The sequence below is a fragment of the Facklamia hominis CCUG 36813 genome (genome assembly GCF_000301035.1).
Classification (GTDB): domain Bacteria; phylum Bacillota; class Bacilli; order Lactobacillales; family Aerococcaceae; genus Facklamia; species Facklamia hominis.
The window spans coordinates 132903-152204 of the sequence record NZ_JH932292.1; the positions used below are offsets into that span (position 1 = coordinate 132903).

General features: G+C 36.1%; 20 protein-coding genes, 1 tRNA gene, 1 other RNA gene and 1 pseudogene. 17 read left to right on the forward strand and 6 right to left on the reverse strand.

Annotated elements, in window-relative coordinates; translation table 11 throughout:
• Nucleotides 1-62: 62 nt before the first annotated feature.
• The 15 genes and pseudogenes from HMPREF9706_RS00690 (at nucleotide 63) to HMPREF9706_RS00755 (ending at nucleotide 11557) form a co-directional block, all read left to right on the forward strand.
• A complete protein-coding gene (locus HMPREF9706_RS00690; RefSeq protein WP_006907415.1) occupies nucleotides 63-323 on the forward strand; it encodes an IreB family regulatory phosphoprotein in 261 nt (86 codons plus the stop codon).
• Between the two features lie 3 nt (nucleotides 324-326).
• Nucleotides 327-761, forward strand: a complete 435-nt coding sequence (ruvX, locus tag HMPREF9706_RS00695; RefSeq protein ID WP_006907416.1) for a Holliday junction resolvase RuvX — start codon at nucleotides 327-329, stop codon at nucleotides 759-761.
• A gap of 9 nt (nucleotides 762-770) precedes the next feature.
• Nucleotides 771-1070: a DUF1292 domain-containing protein gene (locus HMPREF9706_RS00700; RefSeq protein WP_006907417.1), complete on the forward strand. Its 300-nt coding sequence runs from the start codon at nucleotides 771-773 to the stop codon at nucleotides 1068-1070.
• A gap of 92 nt (nucleotides 1071-1162) precedes the next feature.
• Complete coding sequence (gene mltG, locus HMPREF9706_RS00705; protein ID WP_006907418.1) at nucleotides 1163-2350, forward strand: endolytic transglycosylase MltG; 1188 nt, start codon at nucleotides 1163-1165, stop codon at nucleotides 2348-2350.
• Nucleotides 2351-2510: 160 nt separating this feature from the next.
• The gene (gene udk / locus HMPREF9706_RS00710) at nucleotides 2511-3131 is read left to right on the forward strand and encodes a uridine kinase (protein ID WP_006907419.1); all 621 of its coding nucleotides are present in this window, start codon (nucleotides 2511-2513) and stop codon (nucleotides 3129-3131) included.
• 14 nt (nucleotides 3132-3145) lie between these two features.
• Complete coding sequence (gene greA, locus HMPREF9706_RS00715; RefSeq protein WP_006907420.1) at nucleotides 3146-3628, forward strand: transcription elongation factor GreA; 483 nt, start codon at nucleotides 3146-3148, stop codon at nucleotides 3626-3628.
• 120 nt (nucleotides 3629-3748) lie between these two features.
• A complete protein-coding gene (liaF, locus tag HMPREF9706_RS00720; RefSeq protein WP_006907421.1) occupies nucleotides 3749-4498 on the forward strand; it encodes a cell wall-active antibiotics response protein LiaF in 750 nt (249 codons plus the stop codon).
• Nucleotides 4495-5568 carry a sensor histidine kinase gene (locus HMPREF9706_RS00725; RefSeq protein ID WP_006907422.1) on the forward strand — a complete coding sequence of 358 codons (1074 nt, stop codon included), beginning with the start codon at nucleotides 4495-4497 and terminating at the stop codon, nucleotides 5566-5568. Before liaF ends, HMPREF9706_RS00725 begins: the two co-directional genes overlap by 4 nt.
• Nucleotides 5569-5582: 14 nt before the next feature.
• Nucleotides 5583-6215, forward strand: a complete 633-nt coding sequence (locus HMPREF9706_RS00730) for a response regulator transcription factor (protein WP_006907423.1) — start codon at nucleotides 5583-5585, stop codon at nucleotides 6213-6215.
• A 12-nt stretch (nucleotides 6216-6227) separates the two neighbouring features.
• On the forward strand, nucleotides 6228-6557 hold the full coding sequence (locus HMPREF9706_RS00735; protein WP_006907424.1) for a HesB/YadR/YfhF family protein: 330 nt from the start codon (nucleotides 6228-6230) through the stop codon (nucleotides 6555-6557).
• Between the two features lie 15 nt (nucleotides 6558-6572).
• Entirely contained in the window at nucleotides 6573-7166 is a 594-nt protein-coding gene (locus tag HMPREF9706_RS00740) for an ECF transporter S component (RefSeq protein WP_006907425.1), read from the forward strand.
• Between the two features lie 61 nt (nucleotides 7167-7227).
• Nucleotides 7228-7589: a transfer-messenger RNA gene (gene ssrA, locus HMPREF9706_RS08870) on the forward strand.
• 353 nt (nucleotides 7590-7942) lie between these two features.
• A complete protein-coding gene (gene merR / locus HMPREF9706_RS00745) occupies nucleotides 7943-8335 on the forward strand; it encodes an Hg(II)-responsive transcriptional regulator (protein ID WP_006907427.1) in 393 nt (130 codons plus the stop codon).
• A 24-nt stretch (nucleotides 8336-8359) separates the two neighbouring features.
• Nucleotides 8360-10000 carry a mercury(II) reductase gene (merA, locus tag HMPREF9706_RS00750; protein WP_006907428.1) on the forward strand — a complete coding sequence of 547 codons (1641 nt, stop codon included), beginning with the start codon at nucleotides 8360-8362 and terminating at the stop codon, nucleotides 9998-10000.
• Between the two features lie 241 nt (nucleotides 10001-10241).
• Nucleotides 10242-11557: pseudogene (locus HMPREF9706_RS00755) on the forward strand (ISL3 family transposase).
• A 299-nt stretch (nucleotides 11558-11856) separates the two neighbouring features.
• On the opposite strand, the gene HMPREF9706_RS00760 reads toward HMPREF9706_RS00755, so the two are convergent.
• The 5 genes from HMPREF9706_RS00760 to HMPREF9706_RS00780 form a co-directional block, all read right to left on the reverse strand.
• A tRNA-Ser gene (locus HMPREF9706_RS00760) sits at nucleotides 11857-11946 on the reverse strand.
• Between the two features lie 259 nt (nucleotides 11947-12205).
• Nucleotides 12206-13021 carry a phosphonate ABC transporter, permease protein PhnE gene (gene phnE / locus HMPREF9706_RS00765; protein WP_006907432.1) on the reverse strand — a complete coding sequence of 272 codons (816 nt, stop codon included), beginning with the start codon at nucleotides 13019-13021 and terminating at the stop codon, nucleotides 12206-12208.
• Between the two features lie 10 nt (nucleotides 13022-13031).
• A complete protein-coding gene (gene phnE, locus HMPREF9706_RS00770) occupies nucleotides 13032-13853 on the reverse strand; it encodes a phosphonate ABC transporter, permease protein PhnE (protein WP_006907433.1) in 822 nt (273 codons plus the stop codon).
• Nucleotides 13854-13864: 11 nt separating this feature from the next.
• Nucleotides 13865-14623, reverse strand: a complete 759-nt coding sequence (gene phnC, locus HMPREF9706_RS00775; protein WP_006907434.1) for a phosphonate ABC transporter ATP-binding protein — start codon at nucleotides 14621-14623, stop codon at nucleotides 13865-13867.
• A 93-nt stretch (nucleotides 14624-14716) separates the two neighbouring features.
• Nucleotides 14717-15748, reverse strand: coding sequence for a phosphate/phosphite/phosphonate ABC transporter substrate-binding protein (locus tag HMPREF9706_RS00780; RefSeq protein WP_006907435.1), 1032 nt, complete (start codon nucleotides 15746-15748; stop codon nucleotides 14717-14719).
• Nucleotides 15749-15952: 204 nt separating this feature from the next.
• On the opposite strand from HMPREF9706_RS00780, the gene HMPREF9706_RS00785 reads away from it, so the two are divergent.
• Both HMPREF9706_RS00785 and trkA read left to right on the forward strand, forming a co-directional pair.
• Nucleotides 15953-17401, forward strand: a complete 1449-nt coding sequence (locus tag HMPREF9706_RS00785; RefSeq protein WP_006907436.1) for a TrkH family potassium uptake protein — start codon at nucleotides 15953-15955, stop codon at nucleotides 17399-17401.
• A 10-nt stretch (nucleotides 17402-17411) separates the two neighbouring features.
• Nucleotides 17412-18782: a Trk system potassium transporter TrkA gene (gene trkA / locus HMPREF9706_RS00790; RefSeq protein WP_006907437.1), complete on the forward strand. Its 1371-nt coding sequence runs from the start codon at nucleotides 17412-17414 to the stop codon at nucleotides 18780-18782.
• Between the two features lie 98 nt (nucleotides 18783-18880).
• Here trkA and HMPREF9706_RS00795 read toward each other — a convergent pair whose 3' ends face one another.
• Entirely contained in the window at nucleotides 18881-19216 is a 336-nt protein-coding gene (locus tag HMPREF9706_RS00795) for a phage holin family protein (RefSeq protein ID WP_006907438.1), read from the reverse strand.
• Nucleotides 19217-19302: the final 86 nt, after the last annotated feature.

Here is a 19302-nt window from a genome sequence, read left to right on the forward strand (position 1 = left end):
TCAAAGTAGTTTAGGAGCTTAAAGAGTGAAATTTTAATTTAGAAAGGTTGGGTGATTAGTCCATGCAATCTCTCGATGAAACAATTTTATTTAGACTGGATGATTTAAATCAACATACAGTTAGAGAAAGTCTGGAAATCGTCTATCAAGCATTGGAAGAAAAAGGATATGATCCAATTAACCAAATAGTTGGCTATCTCTTATCAGGTGATCCGGCCTATATTCCTCGTCATAAAGATGCGCGGAATATTATCCGCCGACATGAACGCGACGAGATCGTTGAAAAATTAGTTGAGTATTATTTGACCAAAAAGGAATCATAGTTGATGGTGACATTAAATCGTAGTATGGGATTGGATGTTGGTTCGCGCACAGTAGGTGTCGCGATCTCCGACCCAATGGGATGGACAGCCCAGGGGCTAGAGACCATCCAAATCGATGAAGAAAAGGGAGAGCTTGGTTTAGATCGTTTGCTAGAATTAGTGGATGTTTATCAAGTAACTACTTTGGTGATTGGATTACCTAAAAATATGGATAATAGTATCGGACAAAGAGCAGAAGCTTCTATGGCATACGGTGAAGCTGTTAAACAGCGACTTCCTCATTGTCAAATTATTTATCAGGATGAACGCTTAACTACTTCTCAGGCTGAACGTATGCTTATTGAAGAAGGAAACGTTTCAAGAAAGAAGCGCAAGCAGGTTATTGACAAGTTAGCAGCTGTGATGATTTTACAAAATTATTTAGACACACCACATTAGGAGAATATTATGACAGAAAAAGATTTACACGAACACGAAGAACAAGAATATATTACTGTCGTCGATGAAGAAGGGAATGAATCTCTATACGAAATTCTTTTTACCTTTGACTCGGAAGATTTTGGTAAGTCCTATGTATTGATTTATCCAGCAGGAACATCTGAAGATGAAGAAGTTGAGCTTCAAGCTTATGCTTATCAAGAGCAAGAAGATGGAACGAGTGGAGACCTACAACCAATTACAACGGATGAAGAATGGGACTTAGTGGAAGAAGTATTGAATACTTTTCTTGATTCAGACGATGAGTAACCATTAGGATGATAGTGAAAGAGGCTGTGACCTTTAAGTCGCAGCCTTATTTATTCAAATTAGATCGAATTTTAGATCTTTAAGGAGGTTCTATGGCAAAAATTAATTGGGAAAAAATTCAAGCAGAAGCAAAACGAAATGAAACAATCCATGTCAAAGAAACATTATGGACTAATCGCATTATCCATGTTTTTATGTTAGGATTGCTCCTAGTCGGTTTGTTAGTGACAATTTTTGCATATATTAAAATTGATGGAGCTTTAAGTCCGTCAGATATTAAAGATAGCTCAAAGCTTGAGGTGACGATCCCTATGGGATCGACTTCATCGGATATCGCACAGATCTTAGAGGATAAGGGGCTAACTTCATCGAGTAAAATTTTTTCACTTTATATGAAGTTTAAAGGGTCACATAATTTTCAAGCGGGCACCTATGAATTTTCAAAACAGATGGGAGCTAATGAACTTTTAGCGACACTTGAGGAAGGTGGTAAACCTATCTATGAAGATGTTGATTCGACACTCACAGTAGTTGAAGGGATGCAACTGGAGGAAATTGCGCAGTTGGTTGAAGAAAATACTCCGATTAGTGCAGAGGATTTCATTAAAGCTGCTGATAATCATAATTTGATCGATCAACTCATGGCTTCCTTTCCGTCACTTTTAAAGCCACTAACGGAAATAGAAAATTTGAAGCATCCGTTAGAAGGGTATTTGTATCCAGCAACTTACGATTATATATCTGGCTCAACGGCGGAGGATTTAATTACTCAAATGGTTACCAAGGCCAATTTAGAATTTCAGTCATTACTTGAAGATTTAAATAATACTGCTTTCTCTTACCACCAAATTTTGACCCTCGCTTCGATTGTTGAACGCGAGGCAGTAACGGACGAAGATCGTGCATTAGTTGCAGGGGTCTTTTATAACCGACTCAATGCTGGTATGCCACTCCAATCTGATATTACCGTTTCATACGCTTTAGGAGAGCATAAGGAATTAGTAACGTACCAAGATTTGGAAGTAGACTCACCATACAATACCTATAAGGCGTCAGCCTTACCACCTGGTCCGATTAATAATCCAAGCTTGTCAGCGATTAAGGCTTGTATTTATCCAAGTTCAAATAATTATTATTATTTCGTGGCAGACTTAAAAACAGGTAAAATTTATTATTCACAAAGTCAAGAAGAGCATGATGCTTTAGTTAAAGAATATGTTCAACCTTTGTTTGAGGAATCATCAAATAAAGAGCAAGACACTTCTCGTTCTTCTGAATAAATCTTTAAAGATTATTATAAAAAATGACTTGCATTTAATCATCGAGTGTGGTATTTTCTATGATATAGATTTGAAAGCGATTTTCAAGTGGAGTAATCATCCCTAAGGGGATGATTGCTTTATTTTATGTGGCCAAGATTAAAGAAAGGATTGTAAGCGTATGACTGGCAAACCAATCGTAATTGGGGTAACAGGAGGTTCTGGATCAGGTAAATCCAGTGTGTCTCGAAGAATTTTTGAAGAATTCACACAAAATTCTGTTCTTATTCTGGCTCAGGATAACTATTATAAGGATCAAAGTCACTTAACCTTTGAGGAGCGTCTTAAGACGAATTATGATCATCCTTTAGCCTTTGATAATGACTTGTATTATCAGCATATTCAGGATTTTTTGAAAGGACATAGCATTGAAGTCCCAGTATATGATTATGTAAATCATACCCGGTCTAAAGAAGTTCATTTTGAACCACCTCGTCAAGTTTTAATCTTAGAAGGAATCTTAATTTTTCAAGAACCTTCCATTCGTGATTTATGTGATATAAAGGTTTATGTTGATACTGAAGATGACATACGTTTAGCAAGACGTATTCAGCGTGATGTCATTCAAAGAGGTCGATCGGTTGAATCAGTGTTAAATCAATATATTGATGTTGTGAAACCGATGCATCACCAATTTGTTGAGCCGACTAAACGCTATGCTGATGTTATTATACCCGAGGGCGGGCTGAATCATGTCGCAGTTGATTTGTTAATTACAAAGATAGAATCTATTTTAAAATAAAAAGGAGTAAAATAATGGTAGAAAAAACATTTCCAATGACACAAGAAGGTAAAGAAAAGTTAGAGCAAGAGTTAGAAGATTTAAAAGTTAATAAACGTGCAGAAATTATCGAACGTATTAAGATTGCACGATCTTTTGGTGATTTATCTGAAAACTCTGAATATGAATCTGCAAAGGATGAACAAGCTTTTGTTGAGGGTAGGATTTCAACGTTAGAGAATATGATTCGTTTCGCAGAAATTATCAATGATCAAGATTATGCAGATGACGAAGTCACTTTAGGGCGGAAGGTAACTTTTAAAGAATTACCTGATGGGGATCAAGAAGCGTATACAATTGTAGGGTCTGCCGAAGCTGATCCAATGTCGTTCAAGATTTCAAATGATTCTCCTATGGCACAAGCTCTTATTGGCAAAAAAGTTGGTGAGACAGTCACCATTGAAACACCAGGCGGAGCTTTTGATGTCGAAATTTTAAAAGTTGAAAAAAATAAATAATTTTTGGCCAATCCAGCGGTTGTTTTCACTAATAGCTCGTCTGAGATTGGCTTTTTATATTGGCGAATGGCTTCAAATATGCGATAATAGGCTTTAAATAAGAGAGGAGGGCTGGAGTCTTTGAAAAAATGGCGTTATCGTATTCTCTATATTTTAGTATTAACGATTGCTTTTATCGCTTTGGAATTAGTGCTAGATTTTCGTTTTTTACTTTTATTTACGACTGGGATAGCTTTATCCTATCTTAGTCTGTTTATAAAAAATACCACTTTAAGAAAGATAGTCTTGTTTCCTGCTTTGGTAATGCTGTTGGTATCATTAGCTGTGACTCGCTCTTTTTGGTTGTTTATCGTCACGTTAGTATTAACTTTTTTAGTTTTTCAAGATGATCAAGTAAATCAGTTAATTAATTTAAGTGATAATTGGTTGCTCCCTAATCATGATAAATTAGGAGAATATCACGGAATTCAATTAGTGCAACCACAATCTTCTCAACGATCGATATTAGATAAAAATGCTGTGTGGGAACAAAAATCAGCAAATCGATCAATCATTGAATGGGATGATATTAATCTGATTTACTTTGGCGGCAATACGATAGTTGATCTAGGAAATAGCCTATTTCCAGAGGGTGAATATATTGTAATGGTACGAAAAATGTACGGTCGCCTTCGCTTAATTATACCAAGGGATATCGGTTTAAGTCTTAATATTTCTTTAATATCGGGTAAAGTGATCTTTGAATCGCAAAGTTATACACTGGCTCTGGAGAATTTTCGCTGGCAAAGTCCTGATTATATGCAGGCTAAGCGGAAAATTAAGTTAATTGTTTCAAGCGTCTTTGGAGATGTTGAGGTGATTATCTTATGAATTTTAGATTGTTTTTCCGACTTTTTCTGGGTCAATGTGTGATGAACTTAATTGTTTTAGGTACACTTCTTGCTTGTGCACATTATTTTTTACCTTACTTTTCAATTGATTTTCTTTACCGAAATGAAATTTGGAATGTTCGTCTATTTATATGGATCCTAGCAATTATTGTTGCCTTAAATTTAGTCTTTAGTTTTTATATAGCGGTCCATTTATCAAGCGTTTTTGAAGAGGTACGTGCAAAGATTAATTGGTTATTATTGGGAAAATACCACCATACAATTTTTGATTCTAAGTCAGTCACAACTTCTTGGTATGATAATGAACAATTATTGGCTTCTGATATTGATCATCTTCGCCAAAGACTGATTCATCTCACGTCTGACTTGCAAGAGTTTACTTCAGCACCTGTATTTTTGGGTGAAAAGACCAAAGAAGAAGTGATTGAATCGGAAAGAAGTCGAATTGCTAGAGAGTTACACGATTCGGTTTCTCAAGAATTATTCGCGGCCATGATGCTCTTATCCGCAATTAATTACTCAACACAGGGAAGCTTACCTTCACCTGTTGATGATCAATTAAAAAAGGTGAATGAAGTCATTAATGATGCACAGACAGAGATGCGAGCCTTGCTTCTTCATCTAAGACCTATTGACCTTCAAGGCAAATCCTTAAAGCAAGGGATCGAACAATTATTACGAGAATTACAGCATAAAGTGGCGCTTGAAATCACTTGGAGTCTAGATGATCCCCAGATAGAGACAGGGATGGAAGATCATTTATTTCGAATTGTACAAGAAGGTATCTCAAATACAATGCGGCATGCCAAGGCTAAGAGGTTAGAGGTTTATTTATCAGCCAGTCGTGATACTGTTTCGATTCGAATTGTCGATGATGGGAAAGGTTTTGACTTAAAGGAGAAAGCTAAATTAGGATCTTATGGCTTGAGTAATATTGAAGAAAGAGCTAAGGGGATGGGGGGGAGAAGTAACATTATCTCTTCCCCCGGCCAGGGAACCATCTTAACCGTGACCGTTCCCTATAAACCGCTTTTTAATCATCTAGCTTAAAAGGAGGGGCACGATTGATAAGAGTATTAATTGTTGATGATCATGAAATGGTACGATTGGGTATCTCAAGTTTTTTAAAAATTCAAAATGATATTGAAGTTGTGGCAGAGGCAGAAAATGGCTTACAAGCTTATGATCAGGCACTGAAATTTCGACCAGATATTATTCTAATGGATTTAGTGATGGATGTGATGGATGGTATAGAAGCGAGCCAAAAGATCATCCAAGTTTGGCCTGAGGCGCGAATTATTATATTGACATCTTTTTTAGATGATGAAAAAGTGTACCCTGCCTTAGAAGCTGGGGCTAAGTCATATATTCTTAAGACTTCATCAGCTGAAGAAATTGTTCAAGCTATTCGAATGACGGCTTCCGGTGAATCCTTTATGCAGGAAGAGGTTACCCAAAAAATTCTTCATCAGGAAGACCAACAAAAACAAGGGGCACTTCATGATGAATTAACGAAACGGGAGATAGAAGTACTCCAGTTAATTGCTAAAGGCTATACTAACCAAGCAATTGCGGATACTTTATTTATTAGTTTAAAGACAGTAAAGACACACGTATCGAATATTCTAGCCAAATTACAAGTTGATGATCGAACTCAGGCAACGATCTATGCTTTTCAACATGACTTAGTCCATTAATAAGGAGGGTATGTGGTTTTCCACAAACATATGAAATTAACGGTTGATAATTTAGCGGCAGAGTGGTTTAAAGATGAAGTGGGAATGAAACCAAATTGGGGCATTCGTATAAAAACTAAAATTTATTCCTCTAGTCCGATCGATCCGGGAATTGGTATTGGTATTGAATCTGCTGAAGCTGATTCACCAATCGCCTTTTTTCAAGCAGATAACGGTATTTCTTTCTACATAGAGGAGCAGGATGCTTGGTATTTTAAAGAATATGATTTACATATTATATATGATAAGGTAAGGAATGAACCTGCTTACCAATTTATAAAAAATGGTAAAATTTTTGAATAGATTAAAGGTGATAGTATGCGAGATTTCAAGTCTAAAAATAATTTTTCAGTAAAAAAGATAACGCTTATTAGTATTTTTATGGCTATTATTCTTATTCAAACGTGGATCCCCTTTTTAGGATATATTGCCATTCCACCATTAAATATTACGATTATACATGTCACCGTGATTTTAGCTAGTTTGGTGATGGGGGGGAAAACGGGAGCTTTTATTGGTTTCTTTTGGGGACTTAACAGTTTAATTCGTGCATATACTATTCCAAGTTCTCCGATGTATATTTATATATTTTCATCGCCTCTGGTTTCAGTTTTGCCTCGCTTTTTAATGCCTATTTGTTTGATGGCCATTTCTAGCGCTATAAAGAATCGATTAACTCATGCAAATTATTATCGACTGATGGGATTAGCTGGTGCCTTATTAAATACCATTCTGGTTTTATCAGCAATCGTTGTATTCAAACGAGAAGACTATCTACAAATTCAGGGAGCGTCAATGGCTAACTTATGGTCCGTTTTAATGGGGATTATTTTGGTCAATGGAATTCCAGAAGCTATTTTTTCGGCCTTTGTGATGCCACTATTGATGCGTGCAGTCAAGCAGATCCTATAAAATGGGTCAAGGACAATAAGTTGACAATGATAGCTTTCTTTTATACAATAAAACTATATTCGGGGGTGTCATGGTTTCGACAGGTATCGTTCGAATTTTGGATGCGTCAGGTAGGCAGCGACTACCACAACAACGCTACAGTTAAATATAACTGCAAACAACGAAAACAATTTAGCTTTAGCTGCCTAAAAACAGCGAGCTAAGATCAGCCTAATATCGCCCATGTATTAGTTACTGGTCTCAAATTAGTGGGATACGCAATGACTTTCCGTCTGCAAGTCATTGAAGAGATAATCAGACTCGCAAGCACAGAGGCCTGTTAGTCGGCTATGTGTAAGCTAAATAAAATTGACTAATCTATTGGCGTAGATTCCTTGATGGCGAGGTATTTGGACAGGGGTTCGACTCCCCTCATCTCCATAATCACTTATTAATATAGTTAAATGTTACTTAAAGCTATTGATAGTATAAGGTTTCATAAAAAGAGTCTTCAAATATTTCAGACAAATTATTGGACTTTTAGATAATAATTTAGCTTGTAAAGTTTATAGTTAATAAATGAGGGTCTTCGGAATATATATTGGAATTACTTTTTTAATAGTTTAAAAACAACTGGTGTTTAAATCGGATTTTCTAGTGTAATGTTAGGACAATCAATAGTATTATAAAAGTATCAATCACATACGAGTGATACGTTGGGGAAAAAATAAAATAGTCCAATTTACTTGACCGTGTACTATGGTACACGGTTTATAATATTCATGGGGTGAAATAAGATGATTTACCGCATTAGTGAGTTTGCAGAAAAATGTGGCGTTAATAAAGAAACGATTAGATATTACGAGCGAAAAAATTTACTACAAGAACCTCACCGAACGGAAGCTGGTTATCGGATATATTCATATGATGACGTTAAGCGTGTTGGGTTTATTAAACGAATACAGGAACTTGGATTTTCTTTAAACGAGATTTATAAATTACTTAGTGTTGTAGATAAAGATGAAGTTCGTTGTCAAGATATGTTCGAATTTGTTTCTAAAAAACAAATGGAAGTTCAAAAACAAATAGAGGATTTAAAACGAATTGAAACTATGTTAGACAACTTAAAACAACGATGTCCAGATGAAAAGCAATCACATTCGTGTCCAATAATAGAAACATTAACATGAGAGATTAACGAAAGGGGCTTTATTATGAATAAATTTAAGGTAAACATTCAAGGAATGACCTGTGCGGGTTGTGAAAAACATGTTGAATCAGCACTTGAAAAGATAGGTGCTAAAAATATTGAGTCTAATTTTCGTCGTGGTGAAGCAGTATTTGAACTGCCCGATGATATTGAGGTTGAAAGTGCAATAAAGGCGATTGATGAAGCAAATTACCAAGCCGGAGAAATTGAAGAAGTATCATCACTAGAAAACGTGGCGTTAATTAATGAAGACGATTATGACCTTCTTATTATCGGTTCTGGTGCTGCTGCCTTTTCTTCGGCAATTAAAGCTACAGAATACGGTGCAAAAGTTGGAATGATTGAGCGTGGAACGGTTGGGGGAACCTGTGTGAATATTGGCTGTGTTCCGTCAAAAACTCTTCTTAGGGCAGGGGAAATCAATCATTTATCAAAAGACAACCCGTTTATAGGTTTACAAACATCCGCTGGAGAAGTGGATTTAGCTAGTTTAATCACGCAAAAGGATAAATTGGTGAGCGAACTTCGGAATCAAAAATATGTGGATTTAATTGATGAATATAATTTTGATTTAATTAAAGGTGAAGCAAAATTCGTTGATGCTAGTACGGTTGAGGTCAATGGTGCAAAGTTATCTGCAAAACGCTTTTTAATTGCAACAGGTGCATCTCCTTCATTGCCCCAAATTTCAGGACTTGAAGAAACGGACTATTTAACTAGTACAACACTTCTTGAGTTAAAGAAAATACCAAAACGATTAACTGTAATTGGTTCAGGATACATTGGAATGGAGCTTGGACAACTATTTCATCATTTAGGTTCAGAAATAACGCTTATGCAAAGAAGTGAGCGACTTTTAAAGGAGTATGATCCTGAGATTTCAGAGTCAGTTGAAAAAGCGTTAATTGAACAGGGTATAAACCTTGTCAAAGGGGCAACTTTTGAGCGTGTTGTACAAAGTGGAGAGATAAAAAAGGTTTACGTAACAGTAAATGGCAGTAAAGAAGTTATTGAATCAGATCAGTTACTTGTTGCCACTGGAAGAAAACCAAATACGGATTCTTTAAATTTAAGTGCGGCAGGTGTTGAAACCGGAAAAAATAATGAAATCCTGATCAATGATTTTGGTCAAACAAGTAATGAAAAGATTTATGCAGCAGGAGATGCGACGTTAGGACCGCAATTTGTATATGTAGCAGCCTATGAAGGTGGAATTATTACTGATAATGCTATTGGTGGGTTAAACAAAAAAATAGATTTATCGGTAGTTCCTGCTGTTACGTTTACGAATCCAACGGTTGCAACGGTTGGTTTAACAGAAGAACAAGCAAAAGAGAAAGGGTATGATGTGAAGACATCTGTATTACCTTTAGATGCTGTTCCAAGAGCAATTGTAAACCATGAAACAACCGGTGTATTTAAACTAGTAGCAGATGCAGAAACACTAAAAGTATTAGGGGTTCATATTGTATCTGAGAATGCAGGAGATGTCATCTATGCAGCATCATTAGCTGTTAAATTTAACTTAACGATAGAAGATTTAACAGAAACCCTAGCACCATATTTAACAATGGCTGAAGGGCTAAAATTAGCTGCACTTACGTTCGATAAAAATGTTTCGAAATTATCTTGTTGTGCAGGCTAAGGGAACTTTTTTTACAATTCCCTATTCAAGTGAACCAGCTAATACTGTACTAAAGTGTGCAGTAGATTAGCAAAGTCTACAAAAGGATTTCATACACTATTTTGCGATCACCCATTATATAAATGCTTTAAGGGATTTTCTAAGTACATTTGCGGTCACAAAAATAATTTAACACTGATGATTTCGACATCAAATCTATATTTGATACAGTAACACCGCAGAGTAATAAAGGATGAACAATATGTCAGACTTATTATCCCTACCAGACATTAAAACAATAGAATCACCACAAGAAAATGAAACCGATATGATGTTTAAAGTTGAATCAGTCGGACCACCTGAACGTTGTCCTGAATGTGGTTTTGACAAGTTATACAAACACAGTTCAAGAAATCAACTAATTATGGATTTGCCCATTCGTTTAAAGCGAGTGGGCTTACAATTGAACCGTAGACGATACAAGTGTCGTGAATGCGGATCTACCTTCTGGGAACGCCTAGTATCTGTAGATGAAAAGCGTAGTATGACCAAAAGGCTTTTAAAGTCTATTCAAGAGCAATCCATGTCTAAGACCTTTGTAGAAGTCGCAGAAAGTGTTGGTGTTGACGAGAAAACTATTAGGAACGTTTTTAAGGACTATGTGGCACTCAAAGAACGTGAATACCAGTTTGAAACTCCTAAGTGGCTTGGGATAGACGATATATATATTATCCGAAGACCTCGGCTTGTATTGACTAATATTGAACGCAGGACTATTTATGACATCAAGCCAAACCGTGACAAGGAAACAACAGTCATCCAACGTCTTTCAGAAATCAGTGACAGGACTTATATTGAGTACGTCACAATGGATATGTGGAAGCCTTACAAAGACGCAGTGAACACTATCCTTCCACACGCTAAAGTTGTCGTAGATAAGTTTCATGTAGTTAGAATGGCTAATCAAGCCTTAGATAACGTCAGAAAGTCTTTGAAAGCTCATATGAGCCAAAAAGAAAGACTTACCCTTATGCGTGAAAGGTTTATCCTTCTAAAGCGTAAACACGATCTAAATGTACGTGAATCATTCCTCTTAGAGACTTGGTTAGGTAATCTTCCTGCCTTAAAAGAAGCCTATGAACTCAAAGAAGAGTTTTACTGAATATGGGATACTCCTGATTCAGATGAAGGTCGTCTTCGTTATAGTCAATGGAGACACCGTTGTATGTCCAGTAACTATAAAGATGCATATAAAGACCTCGTGAGAGCCGTAGACAACTGGCATGTCGAAAAATATTCAACTACTTTGATAAAAGGCTCACTAACGCTTATACGGAGTCAATTAACAGCATTATTAGGCAGGTAGAGCGAATGGGTAGAGATGCCTTACGAGCCAAAATCCTTTTCAATGAGAAGCTCCGTAAAAAGCGTAAGCCACGATTTAATTCAAGTGCTTTCAATAAAGCTATGTTACACGATAATTTCAATTGGTATGAAGTGAATGATCATAACATTACAGACAACTTTGGTGTCGATTTTTCCACACTTATTAAGAATTTGGAGAAGGGTGATTTATAAGCCCTTTTCCACCATGAAATCCGAATACCCATAAATGATAGACCGCATCAATTTGATGCGGTCTATTTTTTTAACTAAAAAAGTTTAACCTAGAGTCCTAAAGCTAGACATATAGCTCTAGAAAATAAAAATTAAGGCTTCATTTGAAGAATATATAAAAAACCATCCCCTTATATTTTGATATGGGGATGGTTTGATTTGATTTGAGACTGATGATATATAAAGTGCCATTGAAGTAGTGGTATTACACTCTTTATACGTTATGGTTCGTTTGATCGATTGAATAATTTATAAAAAAAAAGAGAGTGCGGGATTTGAACCCGCGAAACGGCTCAACACCGTTTAAACGCTTTCGAGGCGTCCGCCTTCAGCCACTCGGCCAACTCTCCAATATTTGACAACAAAAATATCCTATCATATTCTTTAAGGTTTGAAAAGGGGAAAATACAAGAAAAATTTAAACTTTTGAATTAAGTTGAATAGGAAAAGTTAAGATTTACAGAGTTGGTCATCTCTGTTAAATAGATAGATAATGCTTTAACACACATAACTAAAAAAGCTCCCCCTAAAGTCGATACTAAGACAAGTAAAACGACATTAGAGAGAGCCTATCACTATTTTTATAAAATTGATTTTAAGCGAAAACTATTATCGATGCCCATATGCTAAATAGCTTCGAATACGAGTCGAAGCATATTCAACAAGAATAACTAATAAGATTAAGGAGAGCAATATGGCACCAACTTGATTCCAACGATAGGAGTTAATTGCGAACATAAGCGGTGCCCCTATCCCTCCTGCACCTACTAACCCGAGTGTTGTTGCATCTCGAATATTCATATCAAATCGATAAATTAAAGTCGATAAAAACGAAGCAGATAATTGTGGGGCAATACCAAATCGGATTTTTTCCCAGGTATTAGCACCCATTGCAGTAAAAGCTTCAATCACAGATCGATCTATATTCATAATGCTTTCTGAAAAAAGTTTCGTTAACATTCCGATCGAGGTAAAGGTCATTGTAAGAACACCAGCAAATGGGCCTGGTCCTGTAACTCGGATAAACATCAGTCCATAGACAATTGCAGGGATGGTACGGATCATCATGATTAAAAAATTGACAATAAAAGCTAACCATCGAGGGACGATATTTGGTGCTGCAAAAAAGGCTAAAGGTAGTGATAAAATTCCACCGATAAGTGTTCCAATTATTGCAATACAGATGGTTTCAAAAAGCAGAAACCAAATACCCTTGGTTGAAAAATCAGCTAACATATCAAGGCTAGGTGTAAATATTCCTTTGATAATATTTAAGGCCACTTGCCAACCGTTTTGGCTGTAATTCGAAAAATCAACGACTGATGAGGACCAGATCAAGAGGATGACCACGATCAGAGTTAAACAGCTTTGGATGAGACGAAAATTCGGCTCATTCTTTAATACTTCTGTAAACTTTTGAGTCATAATATACCTCCTAACTTAATTTATGCCGACAGTACCGGCTAATTTGTTCAATAATAAAGACGGTGATTAATAAGGAAAATAAAATAGTTCCAACGCGCTCATAATCTCGCCAACCTATATTTTCATTAATCAGTAAACCTAACCCCCCGGCGCCCACATAGCCTAAAATTGAAGCATAACGGACGTTTCCTTCGAAATTGAAGAGCGATGTGGAGATATAAGTTGGCATGATCAATGGGATAATTCCTTTTAAAAAGGCCGATGATTCTGAAAATCCCATTGATATCATCGCTTCATGGGCTCCCATATTAACGGTTTCAATTTCTTCATACATGATTTTACCGATATATGAGAATGAAAAAAGGAAAATTGCGACCGTTCCGGCGAGAGTCCCCAAACCAAAAATGTAGGTAGCAATTAATGCAGATACAAGAGTTGGAATGGTACGAATCAAGGTAAAAAGAAGTTTTATTAACCAATTTATCAAAGGGACTTTTACCATGTTGTTAGCTGCTAAGAAGGCGGCGGGTAAGGCAAGAAGAGAACCGATGAAAGAACCAAAAAATGACATCTTCAGGGTGTCGAAAAGTGGTTCTATAACTTTGGGAAGGTAATCCCAATCAGGATGAAACATGGCTTCAAGCATAACTATGACATTTTTCCCTTTGGAGAGGATGGTCTCTAAGGAAAATTCAGTGACTTTTAATGCAATGATTAAGATGATAATTGTTAATAATAAATATAGAGGCGTTCGACTCTTTTTTTCTTGAATCATTTTACCATTGGATAATTGATAGTTTTTTGGCTTGAATATTTTATCGTATAAGGTCATTTTTCTACCTCCTAAGCCAAATCTTGATCTATCGGATTATTTTCATAGATCTCATTTAAAACTTGTGGAGTAACCTTCTGTGGGTCATCATAAAAGACAACTTGTCCATCTTTGATACCAAGAACTTTACTAGCATAAGCAAGCCCCATTTCAACATCGTGGATATTTAAAAGGATGGTCATATTTTGCTTCTTGTTTAAGTCTTTAAAATAGGTCATAACTTGTTTTGCAGTAACTGGATCTAAAGAGGCGATGGGTTCATCGGCTAGTATAATTTGAGGATGTTGCACGATCGTTCGCGCTAAAGCAACACGTTGCTTTTGACCGCCAGATAACTGGTCCGTTCTTGTAAAAGCTTTATCTAGAATATCCACTGAATCAAGTGCTTCCAGTGAACGAAGTTTCATATCTTCGGTATAGAGACCAAATATTTTTTGAGCAGGATTTAGATCAGGAACAAAAGAAGTTAGTACATTATTTAGGGCAGAGATTCTATCAACTAGGTTAAAATGTTGAAAAATCATTCCAATATTTCGTCGAAAAGCTCTTAATTCACGGCCTTTTAGTTGACTAACATCAACCCCATTAACTTTTAGCTGTCCCTGACTGATATCATGCATTTTATTAATAGTACGTATAAAAGTCGACTTTCCAGCACCTGAACGACCGATGATTGCGACAAATTCCCCATCTTCGATAGTTAAGTTAATATTACTCAAAGCCTTATATCCACCTGGATAGACTTTATCCACATTTGTAAATTCGATCAATCAAATTTCCTCCTTCAAATAGGTATTAAAAAAGACCTTAGATGTATCATAATATGATTCATTCTAAGGTCTCTGTCAAGACTAGCTAATAAATTATTTCATGTCACGTAGGAACTTTTGAGCTTGTCTTTCTGTATCGTAGTCTTCAGATTTTGCTTTCGAGTATCCTTGGTGAGAATAGACTGCGATGACTTTTTGACCTTCTTCTGTTTTACTAATATTAATCATCGCTTCTTGAATAGCTTCAATTAATTCAGGTGTCAGGTGATCAGAATTCTTAGAAACCGAAATCGTATCGTTCATCATACCGTCTGTTACCGCGATAACATCAACATCGGTCCAAATATCATTTTTTCCGCCAAATTCTTTTTGCCATTGGTCTTCATAATCCATCCGTGCATCAGCATAGGTTAATAAGACATCGACTTGACCAGTAGCTAAACGGCTAAATGCGGAAGCGTATGAATCGGATTGAACAGCTGAATTAAGGTCGGCAATTGTCTTACCGTCATAGTTTTTCGATAGATATAGGGAAGGGTAGATATATCCTGCTGGTGAAGAGGTACCCATCACAGACCAATTTACATTGTTTAAATCATCCCAAGTTAAAGCTTCACCATTATTAACTTTTTCAGCTAAGGCCCGTCCTTTTTCAGAAGGTCCAGCAAGGAAGAGACCGCGATAGTAGGTTACTTGTTCACTTGATTTTTCAGTTGGCTTATTATCATTCCAGTCTTTGGCGTTTTCAGAATCATTAGACAATCCTTCTCTAGTCGCCGTTAAAATTACGTCTGCACCATCATCATAAAGAACATAGGTTCCACCAGGAATAAAACCGATATCAACGGTACCAGCTGCTAAGGCTTCCCCGGTTGCTTCATAACTCGTTCCAACAGAGATGTCAATATTTTCAACATTAAAACCTAATTTTGCTAGTTCATCTTTAAGAAGATTTTTAAGAGGTTCTGTTTCGGTCATAATTTCTTCTGGATCTCGAGAAGGAACGAATTGAACGGTCAGTTCTTTAACCGTAGTTGCATCTTGTGCATGAGTAAGTGGTGTTATAGCCATTGCTAGGCCTAAACAAGCACTTAAACCTGCTGTTAACATCTTTTTGAAATTCATTATGAATTCCTCCTTTAAAAAAATTATCAAGAATATTGTACCATTTATTGATGGAAGAATGGGAAAGATGATTAAAATAATTTAATTTTCATAGAACTTTCATAATTAATGGTCTTTTTATATAATCTATAAAACTGACTGATGGATTTCAAATATCTTGAGAAAGTGATAGACTATAGCTACTGACGACATGAAGGAGAAAGTATGAATAAAAAATTAGTGTTCAGTTTCATTGGTAAGTTATGCTTCATTGAAGCACTATTATTAATTTTACCAATGGTTGTTGCTGTTATTTATCGTGAAAACTGGCTTAATCTACAAGCTTTTTTAATAACGATTATAATATTAATCGTTGTATCTTTTTTATCGTATCAATTAAAACCTAAAAAGAATGGCTATACGTTAAAAGAAGGGTTGGCCATTACTTCTTTATCTTGGTTCGCATTGTCTTTTTTTGGAGCATTACCTTTTGTGTTTTCTGGACAAATCCCTTCACTCGTTGATGCCTGCTTTGAGATGGCTTCGGGTTTTACAACTACTGGATCATCGATTTTGGAAAACGTTGAAGAACTTAGCCAGTCTATGCTATTTTGGCGGTCATTCTCTCATTTGATTGGCGGGATGGGAATTTTAGTATTTGCTTTTGCCTTTGCTCCTCAACAAGGAGAAGGATCAGTAAATATTATGAAGGCAGAGGTACCTGGACCACAATTTGGAAAATTAGTTGCAAAAAATAAGAATACTGCACGAATTAATTACCGAATTTATTTAGGTATGACATTAATTTTCATTATTTTATTATGGTTGTCAGGTTTGAATTTATTTGATGCAATGATCCATGCTTTTGGTGCGGCTGGGACAGGAGGATTTTCAAATAAAGCTTTAAGTATTGCGCATTTTAATAATCCGGCTGTAGAGTATATTTTATCGATTGCTATGCTATTATTTGGAATAAACTTTAATTTGTATTATTTTTTACTGAATAAACAATTTAAGACGATCTTTAAGAATGAAGAATTTCGACTATATCTAGGTCTTGTCTTGATCAGTTTAATACTCATTATGATCAATATTTCAACGAACTATCATCACGTAGAACCATTATTTAGAGATAGTCTCTTTACGGTGACGACGATTGTATCAACGACAGGCTACGCAACAGTTGATTTTGATCAGTGGCCCTTAATTAATAAATTGATTATTATGTTATTGATGTTTACCGGATCGATGGCGGGGTCTACTGCAGGTGGTATAAAAATTTCACGTTTACTCGTTTATTTAAAAACGATTAAACGTGAAATTAAGTTAGCCATTCAACCCCGTCGTGTGTTTCCATTAACAATTGATCGAAATCCAATTTCAGAAGCCTTTATCAAACAAACCTTTATTTATTTAGGGACTTATGTGCTTATTTTTATCACTGGATTGCTTTTAATTTCGTTTGATCGAGGAGACTTTTTAACAGATTTCTCGGCTGTTTCAGCCACTCTAAATAACATTGGTCCGGGGTTTTCCGGGGTTGGGCCGCGTATGAATTTTAGTGAGTTTAATGATTTTTCAAAAATAGTGATGACTGTATTAATGATTATTGGACGTCTAGAGATTTTTCCTGTATTAATATTGATCAATACATCTATTTGGAAGAAGAGATAAGGAGTTTATTATGAAAATTATAATCTGTGGTGCTGGACAAGTGGGGAGTGCTGTTTGTGAAGCATTGTGGGAGAAGACTAATATTGTTTTAATTGATAAGGATGAGTCAATAGTTGATGATTTGTACTCGCATTACGATATTCAAGGAATTGTTGGTTCCGCAACCTCCATGAAGACTTTAGAGGAAGCTGGAGTCGAGACAGCAGATTTATTTGTGGCGGTGACCTCATCGGATGAAGCTAATATTATTTCTTCAATTATTGCTGAAAATAAGGGGGTTCCTTATGTCTTTAGTCGAGTTCGTAATCCTGAATATCTGGAAGATATTCATTTCATGAAATCGGCTATTGGGTTAACTCGATTGATTAATCCTGAAATGGATGCAGTGAAGTTAATCGATCAGATTTTAACGTTTCCAGCAGCGAATTCTATTGATGAGTTTGCTGATGGTAAACTTCAAATTGTGAGTGTCACAGTTCAAGCCGGCAGTTTAATTGATGGTAAAAAATTGGATGAGTTGCGGTCTGAATTAAATTTGCGAGTTATTGTTTGCGCGGTGGATCGCAAGGGAAAAATTACCATACCTAATGGTTCTTTCCGAGTTCAATCGGGCGATATTGTATATGTTACGGCAACTAAAGAGAATTTACGGCATTTATATAATTCTCTTGGTGGTCAAAGGCGTTCCGCCAATCGAATTTTTATTGTGGGAGGAGGGCAGATGACCTATTATCTTTTAGAGCGTTTTTCTAAAGGGCTTCGAAAAAAACAAGTTAAAGTTATTGAACAAAATTATCATCTCTGTCATGAGTTAGCCTTAGCTTATCCACAGTTTGAGATTATTCATGCCGATGGGACTGACCAACGTATATTGGATGAGGAGGGGATGGATGAATATGATGCGGTTGTCGTTTTAAATTCAAATGACGAGGAAAATATGATCGTGTCACTTTATGCAAAGGCTCATAATATGCGAAAGGTTATTACTAAGATTGATCGTCCTTATCTTCTCAAGCCATTTAATGATCTGGGTTTAGACACTATTATTACTCCTAAAAAAATTGTGGCCGATAAGATCATTCGCTTGGTACGCTCTCTTAAAGCGAGTCAAAACTCTTCTTTAGTAAATTTTTATCAGTTAGCAGATGGACTAATGGAGGCTTTGGAATTTGAGGTTTTAAATGAAAGTGAGATCACTGCGGCTAATTTAAAAACGTTAAACTTTTTAACTGGCACTTTAGTGACGGGGATCTATCGTCAAGGTGAACATATTATTCCTGATGGAAACGATGTAATTCAAGTTGGGGATCTGGTGATCGTGGTCACCAGTCAAAAAAATATTACAGATATCAATCAACTTATTGTCGCCAAAGTCAAATAAAAAAAGGCCACCTGGTGTTAGTGTAATGTGACTTGAAAAAGTTGGAAGTAAAATTCCGCTTCTTTGAGGTCCCTAACTATACACGGGGTGGCTCTTTTTTAGTTTTCACGAGCTTCTTTATTAGAGAAATAGGTAGCGATTAAGCTTAGTGCGATGCCTAATAGCATGGCAGTAAAGAAGGATTTAATTTCAATCCCGTCAATCATACGATCAGCTAATCTGATCATCCATGTATTGATAATCAAATTAAAGAGTCCAAGACTTAAGAAGTTAATCGCACAGCCAATAAATTTTAAAAGACGTCCAATGGTTGCATTAAAAATTGCCAACCAGATCGCAAATCCTAAAGCAGCCCAAGCAGTTGAGACGGAAACACCAGGGATGATATAACTTAAAAGCATCATTGATGCTGTCGTGATAAAAATACTAAGCATGTTTATCCTCCTTTTCAATTAGTTTAACATGTCTTTAAAGGGATTTCACTATAAATAGTTAATCACTTATGCGATAATAGAAGGCG